Origin of the sequence: Alkalicoccus luteus (genome assembly GCF_012034335.1) — a bacterium.
In the GTDB taxonomy this organism is placed as follows: domain Bacteria; phylum Bacillota; class Bacilli; order Bacillales; family Salisediminibacteriaceae; genus Alkalicoccus; species Alkalicoccus luteus_A.
This window is the reverse complement of record NZ_JAATHJ010000027.1, coordinates 23,271-40,957: the sequence shown is the minus strand read 5'-3', so window position 1 is coordinate 40,957 and position 17,687 is coordinate 23,271. Positions and strand designations below refer to the sequence as shown.

At 51.6% G+C, this 17,687-nt stretch carries 17 protein-coding genes and 1 rRNA gene; 15 read left to right on the top strand and 3 right to left on the bottom strand.

Going from position 1 to position 17,687, the window contains the following annotated elements:
• The 10 genes from rrf to tsaD form a co-directional block, all read left to right on the top strand.
• A 5S ribosomal RNA gene (gene rrf, locus HCN83_RS14130) occupies positions 1-111 on the top strand; the annotation flags it as partial.
• A gap of 211 nt (positions 112-322) precedes the next feature.
• A complete protein-coding gene (locus HCN83_RS14125) occupies positions 323-967 on the top strand; it encodes a TetR family transcriptional regulator (RefSeq protein WP_168008425.1) in 645 nt (214 codons plus the stop codon).
• On the top strand, positions 954-1,847 hold the full coding sequence (locus HCN83_RS14120; protein ID WP_168008423.1) for an ABC transporter ATP-binding protein: 894 nt from the start codon (positions 954-956) through the stop codon (positions 1,845-1,847). The genes HCN83_RS14125 and HCN83_RS14120 overlap by 14 nt, the downstream gene beginning before the upstream one ends.
• Positions 1,844-3,448 carry an ABC transporter permease gene (locus HCN83_RS14115; protein WP_168008421.1) on the top strand — a complete coding sequence of 535 codons (1,605 nt, stop codon included), beginning with the start codon at positions 1,844-1,846 and terminating at the stop codon, positions 3,446-3,448. The genes HCN83_RS14120 and HCN83_RS14115 overlap by 4 nt, the downstream gene beginning before the upstream one ends.
• Before the next feature lie 63 nt (positions 3,449-3,511).
• Positions 3,512-4,660, top strand: a complete 1,149-nt coding sequence (locus HCN83_RS14110; protein WP_168008419.1) for a trans-sulfuration enzyme family protein — start codon at positions 3,512-3,514, stop codon at positions 4,658-4,660.
• A 105-nt stretch (positions 4,661-4,765) separates the two neighbouring features.
• A complete protein-coding gene (gene thiL / locus HCN83_RS14105; protein WP_168008417.1) occupies positions 4,766-5,731 on the top strand; it encodes a thiamine-phosphate kinase in 966 nt (321 codons plus the stop codon).
• Positions 5,732-5,743: 12 nt separating this feature from the next.
• Positions 5,744-6,193 (top strand): tRNA (adenosine(37)-N6)-threonylcarbamoyltransferase complex ATPase subunit type 1 TsaE, encoded by a 450-nt coding sequence (gene tsaE / locus HCN83_RS14100; protein ID WP_168008415.1) that lies wholly within the window; start codon positions 5,744-5,746, stop codon positions 6,191-6,193.
• Entirely contained in the window at positions 6,190-6,891 is a 702-nt protein-coding gene (tsaB, locus tag HCN83_RS14095; protein WP_168008413.1) for a tRNA (adenosine(37)-N6)-threonylcarbamoyltransferase complex dimerization subunit type 1 TsaB, read from the top strand. Before tsaE ends, tsaB begins: the two co-directional genes overlap by 4 nt.
• Positions 6,881-7,330 carry a ribosomal protein S18-alanine N-acetyltransferase gene (gene rimI, locus HCN83_RS14090; RefSeq protein WP_343033743.1) on the top strand — a complete coding sequence of 150 codons (450 nt, stop codon included), beginning with the start codon at positions 6,881-6,883 and terminating at the stop codon, positions 7,328-7,330. The genes tsaB and rimI overlap by 11 nt, the downstream gene beginning before the upstream one ends.
• Positions 7,327-8,337, top strand: coding sequence for a tRNA (adenosine(37)-N6)-threonylcarbamoyltransferase complex transferase subunit TsaD (tsaD, locus tag HCN83_RS14085; protein ID WP_168008409.1), 1,011 nt, complete (start codon positions 7,327-7,329; stop codon positions 8,335-8,337). The genes rimI and tsaD overlap by 4 nt, the downstream gene beginning before the upstream one ends.
• Before the next feature lie 573 nt (positions 8,338-8,910).
• On the opposite strand, the gene HCN83_RS14080 is transcribed toward tsaD, so the two are convergent.
• Both HCN83_RS14080 and HCN83_RS14075 read right to left on the bottom strand, forming a co-directional pair.
• Positions 8,911-9,135 carry a hypothetical protein gene (locus tag HCN83_RS14080; RefSeq protein WP_168008407.1) on the bottom strand — a complete coding sequence of 75 codons (225 nt, stop codon included), beginning with the start codon at positions 9,133-9,135 and terminating at the stop codon, positions 8,911-8,913.
• 142 nt (positions 9,136-9,277) lie between these two features.
• Positions 9,278-11,188 carry an ABC-F family ATP-binding cassette domain-containing protein gene (locus tag HCN83_RS14075; protein WP_168008405.1) on the bottom strand — a complete coding sequence of 637 codons (1,911 nt, stop codon included), beginning with the start codon at positions 11,186-11,188 and terminating at the stop codon, positions 9,278-9,280.
• A 129-nt stretch (positions 11,189-11,317) separates the two neighbouring features.
• Here HCN83_RS14075 and moaC point away from each other — a divergent pair, with 129 nt between their 5' ends.
• The 3 genes from moaC to HCN83_RS14060 all read left to right on the top strand — a co-directional run bounded on the left by moaC (position 11,318) and on the right by HCN83_RS14060 (position 14,031).
• Positions 11,318-11,812 (top strand): cyclic pyranopterin monophosphate synthase MoaC, encoded by a 495-nt coding sequence (gene moaC, locus HCN83_RS14070; RefSeq protein ID WP_168008403.1) that lies wholly within the window; start codon positions 11,318-11,320, stop codon positions 11,810-11,812.
• A gap of 21 nt (positions 11,813-11,833) precedes the next feature.
• The gene (locus HCN83_RS14065; protein ID WP_168008427.1) at positions 11,834-12,472 is read left to right on the top strand and encodes a redox-sensing transcriptional repressor Rex; all 639 of its coding nucleotides are present in this window, start codon (positions 11,834-11,836) and stop codon (positions 12,470-12,472) included.
• Positions 12,473-12,621: 149 nt separating this feature from the next.
• Positions 12,622-14,031: an MDR family MFS transporter gene (locus HCN83_RS14060; protein ID WP_168008401.1), complete on the top strand. Its 1,410-nt coding sequence runs from the start codon at positions 12,622-12,624 to the stop codon at positions 14,029-14,031.
• Here the strand turns inward: HCN83_RS14060 and HCN83_RS14055 are convergent.
• Positions 14,022-15,941 carry a sigma-54 interaction domain-containing protein gene (locus tag HCN83_RS14055; RefSeq protein WP_168008399.1) on the bottom strand — a complete coding sequence of 640 codons (1,920 nt, stop codon included), beginning with the start codon at positions 15,939-15,941 and terminating at the stop codon, positions 14,022-14,024. The genes HCN83_RS14060 and HCN83_RS14055 overlap by 10 nt on opposite strands.
• A gap of 245 nt (positions 15,942-16,186) precedes the next feature.
• On the opposite strand from HCN83_RS14055, the gene HCN83_RS18645 reads away from it, so the two are divergent.
• Both HCN83_RS18645 and HCN83_RS18640 read left to right on the top strand, forming a co-directional pair.
• The gene (locus HCN83_RS18645; protein ID WP_281351746.1) at positions 16,187-17,155 is read left to right on the top strand and encodes a hypothetical protein; all 969 of its coding nucleotides are present in this window, start codon (positions 16,187-16,189) and stop codon (positions 17,153-17,155) included.
• A complete protein-coding gene (locus HCN83_RS18640; protein ID WP_343033742.1) occupies positions 17,041-17,685 on the top strand; it encodes a hypothetical protein in 645 nt (214 codons plus the stop codon). Before HCN83_RS18645 ends, HCN83_RS18640 begins: the two co-directional genes overlap by 115 nt.
• Positions 17,686-17,687 lie beyond the last annotated feature (2 nt).

Here is a 17,687-nt window from a genome sequence, read left to right as displayed (position 1 = left end):
AGCGACAGCGGTGAGGTCACACCCGTTCCCATGCCGAACACGGAAGTTAAGCTCACCAGCGCCGATGATAGTTGGGGGCTCTCCCCCTGCGAAAGTAGGACGTTGCTGGGTCACCTGAGAGGGTGTCGCCCGGAACCAGACCCTGGTTCCCGGGCGGCACCCTCTTTTTTTGCGTTCTAATAATTCCTATTCAGCTCCCGTGTAATCTCCTCCTTCATTTGCAGCAAAACCTTTTTCAAATATGATTGACCAGAGTGGTCGATAAGCGTACAATAAAGAAAAATATGGTAGACCGATCTGGTCGCAAAAGTGAGGCGATGATGTGAACGATAAATTTGCGAAGCTGGATGACAGCAAACAACGTCAGATTATCAATGCTGCCTACCGTGAATTCACAAGCGAAACCTATAAAAAAGCCTCGACGAATCGAATCGTAGAAGAAGCTGGAATAGGAAAAGGAATGCTGTTTTATTATTTTAAAAGCAAGCAAAAGCTTTTTCTTTATTTAGTGGAACGATCACTTGCTGCGGCAATTCGTTATATTGAAGAAATTGACTGGGATATACCGGACGTAATCAGCCGCTACGAGCAGGCATCTCGTAAAAAGCTGGAAGCATTCCTCGAAGATCCCGAATCCTTTTATTTTCTTGGAAGTATTCTGCTGAATGATTTAGATTCTTTACCGGAAGAGCAAAGACAGCAAATTTTGCACATGCAGCAGCAGACGAAGGAAAGAATGTTCAGCGGGATTGATTATTCTCTTTTTCGCAGCGATGTTGACCCAGAAACGGCGCTGAAGCTGATTTTGTGGTCGATCAATGGCTACGAGCAGGATCTGATGGCCCGTCTCAAGGGAGAGACGTTTCAACACATCAATATGACGTCTTACTGGGATGAGTTTCATCATTATTTACAGACACTGCGAACCGTTTATTACAAGGGGGATGAGTGTGATGGCAATGGTTGAACTGAAGGGGATATCCAAAACGTTTGGACGAGTCCAGGCTCTGCAGGATGTTACTTTTTCCGTAAATAAAGGAGAAGTGTTCGGATTTATCGGACCTAACGGCTCGGGAAAATCCACGACGATTCGAGTGTTGCTAGGTATGATAAAAGCATCGACAGGAACAGCTGAGATCTTTGGACAGGATGTATGGAAGCAGGCGCCCGTTATTCACCGCCATACAGCATATGTGCCCGGCGACGTCCATCTGTGGCCCAATTTAACTGGCGGGGAAGTCATCGATCTCCTGATTGAGCTTGGCGGAGGAGGGGACCGTAACAAGCGGGATCAGCTGATCGACCGTTTTCAGCTTGATCCGACGAAAAAATGCCGGACGTATTCTAAAGGAAACCGGCAGAAAGTGGCGCTGATCGGAGCGTTTGCCTCCTTTGCAGATCTGTACTTATTTGATGAACCTACGTCAGGTCTTGATCCGCTGATGGAACGGATTTTTCAGGAATGTGTACGAGAGATCCGGGCTGAAGGCAAGAGCGTCCTTCTGTCCAGCCACATTCTTTCTGAGGTGGAAAAACTTTGCGACAGAGTGGGGATCATCCGCGATGGTACGATGATTGAAACTGGAAGTCTTTCCGACCTTCGTCATTTAACACGAATGACCATGGAGGTTGAAACAAAGCGTGACGTCGTGTCACTGGAAAAACAGGCTGGAGTGTACGACGTAAAGCGGGAAAGCTCTAAATTAACGTTTCAAGTAGATACAGAACATTCAGGCGCTGTCATAGCGTACCTAACTGAATTTGGCATTAAGCATCTTGAAAGCCGTCCGCCGACGCTGGAGGATTTGTTTCTTCGTTACTACGAAGAAGGGAGGCAGGCACCATGATGTCCCCATTCGACCGGACCTGGAGATTGACGAAGCTGTTATTAAGGCGTGACCGGATCAGACTGACAGGCTGGCTGTCCGTCATCACTGCTGCGACTCTGCTAACGGCAGCGGCGTTTCCCGGCCTGTATACGACGGAAACAGAACGGGAACAGCTGGCTATTTCCATGATCAATCCTGCTGTGACAGCCCTGGTCGGACCGGGACACGGCTTAGATGATTATACGTACGGACCGATGATGGCACATCAAATGTTAGGACTGACGGCTTTGATAATCGCGATCATGGCTGTGCTGCTCACCATCCGTTATACACGTGCGGATGAAGAGGAAGGCAGAACTGAAATGGTCCGGGCACTCGCGGTTGGCAGATCTGCTCCGCTGATGTCGGCACTGCTTGTCATGACGATGCTGTCTGGTGCGATTGGATTGGCAAATGCAGTCGGACTCGGTTTGCTTGGTTTAGAAGGAATGAACTGGGCTGGCTCGCTTCACTATGGAGCCGTGCTGACATTGACGAGCCTGTTTTTCACCGGTGTCACCTTTATTACCGCTCAGCTTGCGGAAACAGCGCGAGCTGCTTCCGGAATGGCTATTATTGCCGCAGTAGGGGCGTATGCCGTGCGGGCTGTCGGTGATATCAGCGTGGATATATTGACGTGGTTTTCCCCTTTTGGCTGGCTGCTTGCCGCAGAAACTTACGTAAACAATTACGTTTGGCCGCTCCTTCTTACGCTTTTTGCATCCACTCTGGCAATAACAGCAGGGCTTTGGCTTGCCGCCGGCAGGGATGTGGGCAGCGGACTGCTTCATTCGAAGGCTGGCAGAAGCCGTGCCAGAAAATCGCTTTTATCCCCAATCGGCCTGCAGATGCGTCTGCAGCGTACGAGCATTCTCGTTTGGACCGCTTCACTGTTCCTGCTTGGCGTGACGTACGGTTCGGTGCTTGGCGATATTGATTTGTTTTTCTCGGACATTGATTTTATGGAGGACTTTCTTCCGGCTGTAGAGGGTCTCAGTTTAACTGATCAGTTTTTAAGTGTCTTATTTGTAATCATGGCGATCATGGCATCCGTTCCGACTGTTATGCAGCTGACGAAGCTTCGATCTGAAGAGAAGAAACAGCGAATTGAACCGATTGTCAGTCTTGCTGTTTCCAGGGGTAAACTGCTTACTTCATACATGGTGCCTGCTTTACTGACGTCTGTTATCATGCTCTCAGCAACCTCAGCGGGGCTTGGAGCAGCAGCAGTGGCAGTCATCGAAGAGGGCCGGCCGTTTATGGAGTATTACGGAGCAGGAATGGCTTATTTACCAGCTGTGCTGGTCATGACAGCGACGGCTGCCCTGCTGATCGGATGGGTCCCGGCATTTACAAGTATTGTCTGGGGCTATTTAGCAGCCTCGTTCGTCATCGTTTATATGGGAAATTTGTTTCAGTTTCCAGACTGGATGGATCGGCTTACCCCATTCGGCTATGTTCCTGCCGTTCCAGTAGAATCAGCCGCTATACTGCCGACAGCCGGATTGGTGGCTGCAGCACTCGTGCTGACAGCTGGCGCTTATATCGGATTCGGACGGCGCGATTTGCAGCAGGGATGATTGTATCTTTTCGTAAAAATCGGTATGATAGAGCAATAGTGAATCAACTGGAGGGACCGCATCATGTATTTCCATACAAAAAACGTACATTTCCCAGCAAAAGAGCAGGCATCTGAAGTAAGCAAAACGAAACCGATATACCAGACATCGGCTTTCACCTTTACCGATTTTGAAGATATGGAATCCTATTTCAGCGGAGATAAATCGTATTTATATACGAGGATGGGCAATCCGAACAGCGATGATCTCGGCAGAGGCACAGCTGAGCTGGAAGGAGCTGACATGGGGGCAGCCTCTGCTTCCGGACTTTCCGCGATTTTAGCGGGGGTGCTTGCTGTTGCTGAGAACGGGGATCATATCATAGCGACAGAGGATCTTTACGGGGGAACGTGGTCGTTGTTTTCTGCGGAGCTGCAGCGATTCGGGATTGAGGTCAGCTTTGTAAACATGGAGAACCGTGAAGATATTGAAGCCGCTGTGAAGGACAACACCGTCCTGCTTTATTCAGAATCGATCACGAACCCGCTTCTTCGTGTCGAAGATATAGACGGACTCGCACAAATCGCTTCTTCTAAAGGAATAAAGCTCATGATTGACAACACGTTTGCGACCCCTTACCTGATCCGCCCGCATGAGAGCGGGGCAGATATCGTCGTCCACAGCGCCACGAAATATATCGGCGGCCACAGTGACGTAACGGCTGGGGTGGTTACGGGAAGCAGAGAGCTGATAGAAAAGGCACGGGCGAGAGTTGCCATGCTCGGCAGCAACATCGGACCAATGGATGCCTGGCTCGGAGTCCGTGGCTTAAAAACGCTCAGTCTCCGAATGGAGCGTCAGTGCCGCAACGCTGCGTCACTTGCGAAAGCACTTGAACGTCTGGAAGGGATCGAAAGCGTTTATTATCCTAAGGCGGCCTCACCGGATGGGAATGGAGCGATCGTGACGATCGAACTGGCTGATCATCTGGATATTATGAGCTTCTCTAAAAGCCTCGGCTGGGTCAAAGTCGTTCCGACTCTCGCCGGACTGGAAACCTCGGTGACGTATCCGGCAGCAACCTCTCATCGTCCGCTTCCGCGTGAACAACGGGAAGCACTCGGTGTGACAGATCAGATGATCCGGATATCAGTTGGTATTGAAGACGAACGCGATATTATTGAAGCGTTTGAACAAGCTGTCAAACGAACATTGACTAATATCAAGGCGTAATTAAAGGGCGTGCCGAAGCAGACATAATCTGCTTTGGCACGCTTTTCATCTGCGTCCCGTATTGATATAATGAGAAGCGATATCTGCAGAGAGGGGCCGCCTGACATGAATGAATTTGACTGGATTCGTTCCATTGCACCAACGCACCATCATCGAAGCAGCGTGATCCAGGGAATCGGAGACGACGCTGCTGTATTCCGCCCCCGGAACGGGTGGGACATGGTCACGGCAGTGGATTCATTCAGCGAAGGGGTCCATTTTACGAAAGATACGATGCCGCTGGATGCAGTAGGGTACAAGCTGCTTGCAGCGAACGTCAGCGATCTGGCAGCGATGGGGGCTGTGCCGCTCTATTATCTCGTGTCGGCGGCCATCCCTGCAACGGGCTGGAAACTGTCAGAGCTGGATCCGGTGTATGCAGGCATGAAGCGGCTTGGCGATGCTTACAGCATGGATTTGATCGGCGGAGATACGATCTCGACTGGAAACGGACTGGTGCTTACCATTACGGTGATCGGGCGAGTGGAGCAGGATCGCAGGCTGCTTCGCAGCAGCGCGAGGCCAGGAGACGTTTTGTTTCTGACGGGGCCGGTCGGACTGGCAGCAGCTGGTTTAAGCCGGCTGTTAGCGCAAGGGAAATCAGCCTGGAGCAAAGAGCGGGATATAGAAGCGCATCAATACCCGGTTCCGCACGTTGAGTATGGTCGCGTGTTTGCAGAAAGCGGGCTGCGTGTTGCCATTAATGATGTCAGCGACGGTATCGCCCATGAGGCTGAGGAGATCGCAGAAGCAAGCAATGTGGCTGTTACGATCATTCGCGAACGGCTTCCGGAAACAGGCATTCAGGCGGAAAGCTCGAAGCTTGAAGACTGGATGCTTCGCGGAGGCGAGGATTTTGTGCTGATCGGAGCAGCTTCGGAGGCAGATTACCTCGGCCTGGAGAAAACGTGCGCGGAACAAGAGCTGCCGCTATATAGAATCGGGTTTGTTGAAGAAGGAAACGCACAGGTAGTAATCGAACGGAACGGAAAAAGGGAGCGCCTGACCGGAGGCGGTTACTCGCATTTTTAGAGGGGGATCACAGTGGTGAGAAAGCAATGGCATTCAGCTTCAGAGGAAGAGACGAAAGCCGCTGCCGAAACGCTTGCGGCACTGTTAAAGCCAGGTGACCTGATTGCACTTTCCGGAGATCTTGGCGCAGGAAAAACAACGTTCACCAAAGCACTTGGTGCTGCATTTGGAGTGACTGAATTAATTAACAGTCCGACGTTTACGATTATGAAAGAGTACGAAGGGAGGCATCCATTTTATCATATGGATGCCTACCGGCTTGAAGACAGCATGGAAGAGCTTGGGCTTGATGACTATCTGGAGCATGGTGTGCTCCTTGTAGAATGGCCGGAAATGATTGACGATATACTGCCGAAAGAGCGCCTTCAGGTGACGATCCGCTATGACGGGCCATCCGAACGCACCATGACGGCTGAAGCGTTCGGCTCAAGGGCCGGACAGCTTTTGGAGGATTGGATATGAGAAAGCTGTTAACAGTGGATACGTCTACCTATGTGCTGAGCGTCGGCCTGTATGACGGAGACGAGACGCTTGCAGAATACGTTTCCACTAAAAAAGAAAACCATTCGGTCCGGCTGATGCCGGCTGTACGCTGTGTGATGGAAGATGCCGGAGTACGGCCGGAAGAGCTTGACGGAATTGCAGTCGCCGCCGGTCCCGGTTCTTATACCGGGGTACGAATCGGAGTAACGACGGCAAAAAGCATGGCGTGGGCTTTGCAGAAGCCGCTTTACGGCGTGTCATCGCTTGAGGCGCTCGCTTATAACGGATTATGGAGCAGCGCCAGGATTCTGACCTTTTTCGATGCAAGAAGGGGGCAGGCATTTGCCGGTCTTTACGAATCAGGGGGCGGTGCTGTTTATCAGGTTGAAGCGGACAGCATGGTAATGCTTGATGAACGGCTGACACGTCTTGCTGAAGAAGGCCGGCCGGTGCTTGCACTGAGCCCTGATCTTGATAAACACAGGGAACTGCTGCAGGAGAAGCTTGGCAGCCTGTTGGTTGAAGCGGCTGGACCGGTTCATACAGTCAAACCGTCCGGGGTATGGGCAGCAAGCCGGGGCAGAACTGCTGAAGATATTCATACGTTCGTTCCACAGTATCTCCGTCTGGCAGAGGCAGAAGCGAACTGGCAGAAAAGGCAGAGTGATCATGGCTAAAGCAGAAATCCGAATGATGGATACCATTGATATTGAAGAAGTGATGGACGTAGAAAAACGCTGCTTTTCGACACCCTGGACGCGTGATGCGTTTTGGCAGGAGCTGACGAAAAATCAGTTTGCCTATTATTTTGTTGCAGTCCATAAACATAAGGTGATCGGGTACTGCGGCCTCTGGGTAGTCGTCGAAAATGCGAACATTACTAACATAGCCGTTGATCCGGAATTCCGGCAGCAGGGAGTCGGGGAAAATCTGCTTCAGAGTGCGATGGAAATGTCCCGTACGCTTGGAGCAGAAAGACTGAGCCTGGAAGTGCGGGTATCCAATCATCCGGCACAGGCCATGTACAAAAAATACGGATTTGAACCTGGAGGAATTCGCAAGCGATATTATACGGATAATCAGGAGGATGCATTGGTTATGTGGGTGAAACTATGAACGAGAACATACGGATTCTGGCGGTGGAAACGAGCTGTGATGAAACCGCAGCAGCAGTGATTGAAAACGGCACGACTGTTATCAGCAGTGTCATCGCCTCCCAGATGGAATCGCATAAGCGGTTTGGCGGGGTTGTTCCGGAAATCGCCTCACGCCATCATGTGGAGCAAATTACAGTTATTATGGAAGAAGCGCTGAACGAGGCGAATCTGACGTTCCAGGATTTGCATGCTATTGCAGTAACGGAGGGTCCCGGTCTCGTCGGGGCGCTGCTGATCGGTGTCAATGCGGCGAAAGCAGTAGCGTTCGCTCATGGTCTGCCGGTGATTGGTGTGCACCATATTGCAGGCCACGTTTACGCCAATCATCTCGTAGAGCCGCTGCAGTTTCCACTGCTCTCCCTTGTCGTCTCCGGCGGACATACTGAGCTTATTTATATGAAGGAACACGGTTCGTTTGAGGTTATCGGACGTACGCGAGACGATGCGGTCGGAGAGGCATATGATAAAGTCGCACGAACTCTCGGACTTCCGTATCCTGGTGGACCGGAAATTGATAAGCTCGCGGCTTCCTCTGATGAAGCAGTGGAGCTGCCGCGTGCCTGGCTTGAAGAAGGATCGCTCGATTTCAGCTTCAGCGGCTTAAAGTCAGCTGTAATCAATACGCTTCATAATGCAAAACAAAAAGGGGAAATCGTTGATCCCGGAGCGCTTGCAGCCGGATTTCAGCAGTCCGTAATTGAGGTTCTGGTCGGGAAAACGATTGCTGCCTCCAGACAGTACGGCGTCAACCGGCTTGTGCTCGCAGGCGGCGTAGCAGCTAACAGCGGTCTGCGAAAAGAGCTGGAAAAAACGGCAGCTAAAGAAGGGTGGGCGCTAACCATTCCGCCGCTTTCCTTGTGCACAGATAATGCTGCCATGATCGGAGCAGCGGCCTATGTACGCTATCAGCAAGGTCGTTTTGCTGATGATCGCTTAAACGGTGTGCCCGGACTATCGATCAGCTGAAGCAATCATACGTAGAGCGAGCCGTCCTTCAAAGGGCGGCTCATTCTTTTGTCAGGGTGAAAGCAGGACCTTTATCTTGTATGTGTATAAATTGTTAAGGTTCTGTGGATAATGTGAATAAAACGGATACATTCCCACCGTAGAAGGGTTCAAGTTGTTAACAGAAAATATGTGGATAACTGTGGATAATGTGAGTAACTAAATCAAAATGCGTTTCCTGAGCCGATGAAATGTGCATAAGTCTGGGGATAACGTTGATAACTGTGAATAGGTGACCATTTTTGTATTGACTCGCGTCACGAACTGTGAGTAACTTTGTGAACGCGTTCAGCCTGTGGACAACATAAAAAGGAACGGCGATTATTCACCGTTCCTTCCAGAGTGTGGATAAAGTCATTTTAAGTGAATAACGTTGCATCTGCCTGTATCTGCGGACGCTCGCTTTCCGGAGGGAACGGCCTCAGCTAACCGATTCCTCCTGCTGTCGGAAGCGCTGGATCTTCGCCTCGTTCTGATCCTCCCGGAGTCGAGATCCTTCGATGCCGGCATCTGGCAGTGCGTTTCATGTGCTGGTTATGAAGGCACGATCCGGTTCCATATGGATAGCCCCCCCAGATCAGACGTTTCGATGTTAAATAGGGATGCCAGTCCTTCATCGAATTCATGATAAACATAAAAAAACAGTCGTGTCTGTCTGTTGTGACGTTGTTCTCCAACAAGCAGAGCCGTTTCCCCGATGTGTCCGGCGGGGACGCCTGTGGAATCAGCGCAGTCTGAAGATCCTTTCTCAGGGGTCACCCCGAGAAATAGCTGAAGACAAGCCCATGGCAAGCTTCCGCCGGTAAACAGAGGGGAAATACAATCAATCGAATAATCATGTAAGCTGATTGACTTTGTCAACAGCCTGAAAGGAACGGCGATTATTCGCCGTTCCTTTGCGTTAATCCAGCTGTTCCTGCAGCGTTTCCCATTCATTCATCCACTCTTCCAGACGGCTGTTTATTTGCTCAAGCTGACCATTCAGCTCCAGCGTACGCTCGTGGTCCTGATAAACGTCAGGCTCGCATAAGAGCGCCTCGATTTCTTCAATAGCCGCTTCTTCCTGTTCGATAGCCTGCTCGAGCTCCTCAATTCGCCTCGTCAGCTGCCGAACCTCTTTTTGACGGGCTTTTCCAGCTTTAAAATCGGCTTTTGCAGACGGCTGCGAAGCGACGTCCACAGGCGACTCCTCGGCTTTGATACGGGCGAGCTCCTGCTGCTCCTGCTTTTTTTCTGCATAGTAGTCATAATCTCCGAGATAGCTGATTGCCGAGCTGTTCGTCAGTTCAATGATTCTCGTCGCCATTCGATTGACGAAGTAGCGGTCGTGAGAGACAAACAGAATCGTACCTGGATAGTCGATGAGGGCATTCTCCAGTACTTCCTTGCTGTCGAGATCAAGGTGGTTCGTCGGCTCATCGAGAATGAGCAGATTGGCTTTTTTCATCATCAGCTTAGCGAGCGCGACCCGGGCTTTTTCCCCGCCGCTTAAATCCTGTACCTGCTTCAGCACATCGTCTCCGCTGAACAGGAAATTACCGAGCACAGTGCGAATATCCTTCTCATTTACGTGAGGATAATGATCCCACAGCTCCTGCAGCACGGTTTTACTGGAAGTGAGTTCGGTCTGCTCCTGATCGTAGTAGCCGATCGATACGTTACTCCCGAGACGAATCGTCCCCGCATGAGGCTGAATAGCGCCCGTGACTGCTTTAAGCAGACTCGATTTGCCAATTCCATTCGGACCAAGGAGCGCGACGCTCTCACCTCTTGTGAGTCGTGCGGTGATATGGTCGATCAGCGGCTGATCAGGCTTGTAACGGACGGATACATCGTCAAGCTGCAGTACATCGTTGCCGCTCTGCCGATCGATCTGAAAGCGGAAGGAAGCTGATTTATCATCATCTTTCGGCCGGTCCATTAAATCCATCCGCTCCAGCTGTTTGCGGCGGCTTTTCGCGCGGTTGCTCGTAGAAGCTCGTGCCAGATTGCGCTGTACGAAGTCTTCCAGCTTCTTTTTTTCATCCTGCTGCTTCTCGTACTGCTTCATGTCGAGTTCGAGCTGTTTCGCTTTCTGATCAAGGTAACTGGAGTAGTTGCCGGTAAACCGGTGTGTTCGCTGAAACGACAGCTCATAGACGGTATCGACGACCTTATCGAGAAAATAGCGGTCGTGGGACACGATCAGGACGGCGCCGTCATAGCTGCTCAAATACCCTTCAAGCCATGTCAGCGTCTCGATGTCCAGGTGGTTGGTCGGCTCATCGAGAATCAGCAGATCCGGCCGTGACAGCAGCAGTTTTCCGAGTGCGAGCCTTGTTTTCTGACCGCCGCTCAGGGACGAAACGGGTGTATCGTAATCGAACGACTGAAAGTGCAGACCGGTTAATATGCTGCGGATATCGGCTTCGTACTGAAAGCCGCCGCGCTGCTGAAATTGAAGCTGCAGCTGATCATATTCGGCGAGCACTTTTTCGCCGCCTGCGGCCATTTTTTCTTCAAGCCGGCGAAGCTCCTTTTCCATTGCCCGGAGCTCGGTAAATACCGTCAGCATCTCTTCCCAGATGGAGCGTTCTGAGTGCAGACCGCTGTCCTGGGCCAGGTAGCCGATGGACACTTCCTTTGGAATCATGAGATGCCCGTCGTCATGTTCGTATTCGCCGGAGAATACGCGCAGCAAAGTCGATTTTCCAGCTCCGTTCCGGCCGACGAGGGCGATCCGTTCACGGCTTTTAATTTCCATTTTCACGTTTGCCAGCACCTGTTCAGATCCAAAAAACTTGGACAGCTGCGAGCATTGCAGTAATATCATGGCGGTTCATCCTCTTCTGTCAGTTCATTCTTCTCCTACTACAGTGTACATGAGCTGTCCTGCACAGGCAAAGCATGCATTGAAATAGCGAATAGTGTACAATGGATGATGGAAATGTGAGGTGGAAGCATGAGTGATTTAACACACTTTAATGAAGAAGGCCGTGCACGCATGGTCGATATTTCCGATAAGGAGATCACAAAGCGGACCGCCCGGGCGATATCCAGCGTGGAAGTAAATGAAGAGATATATACAAAGATCCGGGCCGGCCAAATCGGAAAAGGTGACGTGCTGCAAGTGGCGCAAATTGCCGGAATCATGGCAGCTAAAAACACGGCTGATATCATTCCGATGTGCCATCCGCTCCCTCTTTCAGGCGTGGACGTTGCTTTCGACTGGATTGTGAAGGAGCAAACATATACACTGAAGATAGAAGCAGCTGTAAAAACGACAGGCAGAACCGGTGTCGAAATGGAAGCGTTAACATGCGCCTCTGCCACAGCGCTTACGGTTTACGATATGTGCAAGGCCGTGGATAAAGGGATGGTCATTGGTCCGACCTACCTGAAAGAAAAAACAGGCGGCAAAAGCGGCGACTTCTCACGAGAGAGCAACGACCGCTAAAGGACAGGGGGAAATGGAATGATGGATATTGATCAGGCAAAAATACCGCAGGCGACCGCAAAACGGCTGCCGCTTTACTACCGGTTTTTAGAAGGGCTGCAGGCTTCCGGTAAGCACCGCGTATCGTCGTCTGAGCTCAGTGAGGCAGTGAAAGTGGACTCGGCTACGATCCGCCGTGATTTTTCCTACTTCGGCGCGCTAGGGAAAAAAGGCTATGGCTACAATGTCAGCTACCTGCTTTCATTTTTCCGTAAAACGCTCGATCAGGATGAGCTGACGCAGGTTGCGCTTGTCGGCGTCGGAAATCTCGGAACAGCCTTCTTAAAATACAACTTCAGCAAAAGCAACAACACCCGGATCGAAATGGCGTTTGATGTGGACGAATCGATTGTAGGAGAAGTGATTGGCGAGGTGCCGGTGCATCATTTTAAAGATCTCGTTAAACATATCGAAGGAAAAGTGGAAGTGGCGATTCTGACCGTGCCGTCCCAGCATGCACAGGGGATTGCAGAAGAGCTTGTGGAAGCCGGCATCAAAGGTATTTTAAATTTCACACCGGCAAGATTGTCGCTCCCGGACCACGTCCGCGTCCACCACATCGACCTTTCTGTTGAACTGCAGTCGCTGATTTATTTCATGAAGCATTATCCGCTCTCTTAAACGATGGAGGAAGCTGAGCCGTCCCGGAAACGGGGCGGTTTTTATCATGCAGGAAGCCCGGCTCTTAATCACCGCTCAGGGCAGAGGGGCGTGCTTTATGATAGGATAGAAAAAGATTCGTTAATCGAAAGAAAAATGAAGGTGACATCATGGCACGCATACCTCAAAAGTGGCTCGTCGTCATATCCGTGCTGCTCGGTACATTTACGGTAATTTTAAATAACAGCATGCTGAATCCTGCTGTTCCGCACTTGATGGAAGTGTTCGATTCCGGAGCTGTTGCAACCGGCTGGGTGATCACAATTTTTATGGTTGTGATGGGCATGACGATGCCGCTGACCGGCTATTTAGGCGATAAATTCGGTAAAAAACAACTGTTCATGGTCGGACTGGCGATTTTTTTAACCGGCTCGGTGCTCGGTTCGATGTCGTGGGATTTAAGCTCGCTTATTTTCTTCCGCGGCCTGCAAGGAGTCGGGGGCGGTATTATGATGCCGCTCTCACTTGCGCTTATTTTTGAAGTGTTTCCAAAAGGAGAGCGGGGACTTGCCACTGGCGTCTGGGGCATCGCTGCGATGATGGCCCCGACCATCGGTCCAACGCTCGGCGGATTTATCATTGAATTTGGCACGTGGGAGTGGCTCTTTCTCTGCAACCTGCCAACCGGGATATTAGGTCTCGCCTTCTCCTGGCGCTATCTCAGGCAGACGAAAAAGGTCGATGATATTCGCTTCGACCTGCCGGGCTTTCTAACCGTGACAGCCGGAGTCGGCGCGATTCTGTTTGCGCTAGGGCGTATGAATGAGCTTGCGCAGTTGTATAATCCGGTCAATCTCTCGCTCGTCGCAGTCGGGCTGGCACTGCTCGTTCTGTTTACACGGATAGAGCTGAAAAGTCCGCAGCCTCTGCTCGATCTGTCTGTTTTTCAGGCAAGAGCGTACACGTACAGCGTTGTTGTGGCGATGATCAGCTCGATTATGCTCTTCAGCGGCATCTTTTTAATCCCGCTGCTCATTCAGAACGTGTACGGCCTCGGTGCCGTGATGACCGGTCTGGCATTTTTGCCGGCAGCTCTTTTGTCCGGCATCTTTATGACGGTCGGAGGCAGGATGCTCGATAAAATCGGCCCGGCTCTTCCCGTCACCGCCGGGCTGTCGATCATGGCAGTCGGAACGGCCGTGCTCGGGTTTATGCAGCTGGAAACGGCTGTCTGGATCGTGATTGCGGTGAACGCGGTGCGCGGGATCGGCATGGGGCTTGCGCAAATGCCGGCAACAACGGCTGGCATGAACGCGATACCGGAAAAGTTTGTGTCCCGAGGTTCAGCTATGAACAACGTCTTCCGGCAAATGAGCTCAGCGTTCGGGATCGTATTCGTCTCCATCTATTTTGAAGTGCGCCGCGGCCAGATCATGGCTGTAAACGGCAGTACACTCGAGCAGGCCAGTCTCACTGCAATCAATGAAGGCTTTCTGATTGTTGCTGTGCTCGGCTTTCTGTCGATTCCGGCAGGCATTTTGCTCGGAAGAGAGCACAGGCGCCAGCAGCGTCAGTCATAAACCGCCATACCGGCGTGGGTGATCTGGGAACCGATCCGCCCGCGCCCTTTTTGAATCAGCCCTTCGCGGTCAAGCTCGTTGACGAGACGCCGTATTTGCTGGAGCGTGAGCGGAGAAGCTTCCTGCTCCAGCTGCTTTAAGCTTTTACGTGTCCCGTCGCGAAGCGAGTCAAGAATCCTCAGGTGATCGGGCGTCATACTGCTTGCAGGACGGGTTAATACTGTTGCTGGCAGATCATTTGTGGAAATCACATCACCGCCAAGCGTCACGGCATAAGCGAGGCAGCTTTTCAACTCGCGGATGTTGCCCGGCCAGCTGTAGGAGGTCAGTGCTTCGAGAGCGGCTTTGGAAAGCCTTTTTCCTTCCGGTAAAAAAGCTTCCACTAAGAGCGGCAGATCTTCTTTTCGTTCACGAAGAGGCGGGATCGTGAGCGGGAGGACGCGCAGCCGGTATACGAGATCTGACCGGAAACGGCCCTGCTCCACTTCCTGATCGAGCACTTTGTTCGTTGCGGTCACAATTCGTACGTCTACGGGAATGTTGCGGCTGCCGCCAACGCGGCGGATTTCGCCCTCCTGGAGCACACGCAGCAGCTGACCTTGTACGTTTGGGCTCAAATCCCCGATTTCATCCAAGAAAAGCGTGCCGCCTGAGGCGAGCTCAAACAGACCGCGGCGGCCGCCTTTTTGCGCACCGGTAAACGTCCCCTCTTCATAGCCGAACAGCTCGCTAAGCAGCAGGCTCTCCGTCATCGCCCCGGCATTTACAGCGAAAAACGGGCCCTGCCAGACAGGGGAGTTATGATGCACGGCGTGGGCAAACAGCTCTTTTCCGACTCCCGTTTCCCCCTGCAGAATCACCGGATGGAGCGACGCAGCCATTTTACGCGCTGCTTCTTTTGCGCGGACCATTTCCGGGTCGCGGGCGATGATGTCGTCAAGCGTATACTGCGGGCGGAGGCCGTCCTGCTTGGCCCGTTTCGCCGTCTGTTCGACTTCAAATGCTGTTTCCACACTTTTCATCGTCATAATCGTGCCGGAACCCGTATCCGTTTTATAAAGTACATATTCATCATCCTCGCCGGATACGGTCTGACGACTGTTGTCGCTCGTTAAAAATTCACCGGCAGGCGTGGCGGTAAGCACGTCGGCGGCACTCCGGCCGAGCAAGGTCGTTTCCTGCATGCCGCAGAAGGCTGCCATGCGCTTATTCGCTGCGGTAATGAGACCCGAATGATCGACAGCGAGAATCGCGTCGTCGACCTGATCTAGCAGATCATGGTAGTGACTCATAAGCGAGGACGTCTGCTCCTCTTCTTCAAGCAGCCGCCGCTGCAGCCGCACAATTGTCTGCAGATAGCGCTCGGAAATTTGAGAAGCAAGCGGAAGCTTAAACGAAGCGACGATGTCGAGCAGCGTCTTCATACTGAAAGGACGGACCCCGATATCCACCATCGTGGAAATCGAAGGAGGACATTTTTCTGGTTCGCCTGGTGTAACGGCGGTATCGATGCCGTCGTAGTATAGCCTAGATGTCTCAAGTGCAACCGGAATCAGGTGCGTCAAGCCGAGCTGATACATGGACTCTGCGGTTTCACGGATGGACTGGGCGTCATCGTTCACAATTAACACCCGGCCTGGAGCAATGTGGAGCAGCACGTTTATCGCTTCCGGATCAATCGTCCGGATCCCCGTGATCGCAGGTGTGCGATTATTTGGAATCGTGCGCTCCCATTCCTTTCGAACCGAGTCAGAGGAGAAAACAAGCAAGTCAGCCTGAGGCAGCCACTCCGGGACGGGCACCTCATCAAGGGCGCATGAGCGTATCGATAAAAAGTCGCCGAGCAGCTGGTCGAGTTGAGAATACAGCGCTCTTTCTGTTTTCCTGCTTCCTGCAATTAATCCAAGCATCGTCATTCTCCTTTATATGTTTTTATCTATTTTATCATAAGAACACATAAAAATAGGGGAGCAAAAAAACGAAGCTTTGTGCATATTCCTTCAGTCTGATCAAAGCTGTTTAAAGGTGAATAAAAAGCCACAGACCAGTCATGGCTGCATAATGAGAGTGTTTTCGAAACGAATTTAATGTCGTATTGCAAAGTTGGCACCTAACTTGCATTAGTAAATAACCAGTCTTGAAAGGAGTGGGAAAGATGCCGAAGAAAGGAATTCAAATGCCCCATACGTTTGTCATTATTTTCGGGGTTGTCGTTCTGGCAGCACTGATGACGTACTTGATTCCGATGGGGATGTTTGAAACAGAAGAGGTTACATATGACAATGCAGGGCAGGAAGACACGCGTACCGTGCTCATTCCGGATACGTTTGAATACGAAACCGATGAAGCAGGAGAGCCTGCCCGCGAAGGAGTCAGCTTATTTGAACCGTTTGGCGGCGCCGGATTTTTAAATTACATGTTCGAAGGACTCGTTTCCGGGGATAGATGGGGCTCGGCTGTCGGAGTCGTCGCCTTTATTCTCATCATCGGCGGTGCCTTTGGCATTATTATGCGCACGAAAGCCATTGACCAGGGCATTTTGGCAGTGATTGATAAAACGAAAGGGAAGGAAGCGCTGCTCATTCCCGTCATGTTTTTCTTTTTCTCACTGGGCGGCGCGGTGTTTGGCATGGGGGAAGAGGCGATTGCGTTTGCGATTATTCTCGTTCCGCTCGTCATCGCACTCGGCTATGATGCAATCACCGGCGTGATGATCACCTACGTGGCAACCCAGATCGGTTTTGCTACGTCGTGGATGAATCCGTTTGGTGTCGCTATTGCCCAGGGAGTTTCGGACGTGCCGGTGCTTTCTGGAACGCCGTTTCGCATGCTCATGTGGGCTGTGTTCACCGGTGTCGGCATTGCCTACACGATGTGGTACGCTTCCAAAGTAAGGCGTGATCCGTCCAAATCGTATTCACCGGATGCGAACGCCTATTTCAAAAAGCACAATAACGTCCAGGATATTAACGGCAAGTTCACCGTTGGAGATTCACTTGTCGTGATTACATTAGCGCTAGGGATTGGCTGGATTATCTGGGGGTCGTACGGGACGCATATTATATTCCGGAAATTGCCACGCAGTTTTTCACGATCGGCCTTGTCGCAGGTGCGATTGGCGTGATTTTCAAGCTGAATGATATGACGATCAACGATGTAGCAGAGAGCTTTGGCGAAGGTGCGCAGCAGCTGCTGCCGGCAGCGCTTGTCGTCGGGATGGCTAAAGGGATCGTCATCATCTTAGGCGGCGATGATCCGGCTGCGGCATCTGTTCTGAATACGGTGCTGTACGCAGCGGGAGGACTCGTCGATGATATGCCGGAAGTGCTGTCTGCGTCATTCATACTTGTCTTTCAGTCAGTGATCAACTTCTTTGTCGTATCCGGATCCGGCCAGGCGGCGCTCACGATGCCGCTTATTGCACCACTTGCGGACATCGCAGGCGTGACGCGCCAGGTCGCTGTCCTCGGCTTTCAGCTCGGTGACGGACTGAAGAACATGATCGTGCCAACGTCCGCTGCGCTCATGGGAACGCTCGGTGCAGCACGGATCGGCTGGGGAACATGGTTCCGGTTTATTTTCAAATTCCAGCTCCTCATGTTCGGACTCGCGCTGGCCTTTGTCATCGCCGCAGTCTTAATCAACTTTTCATAACA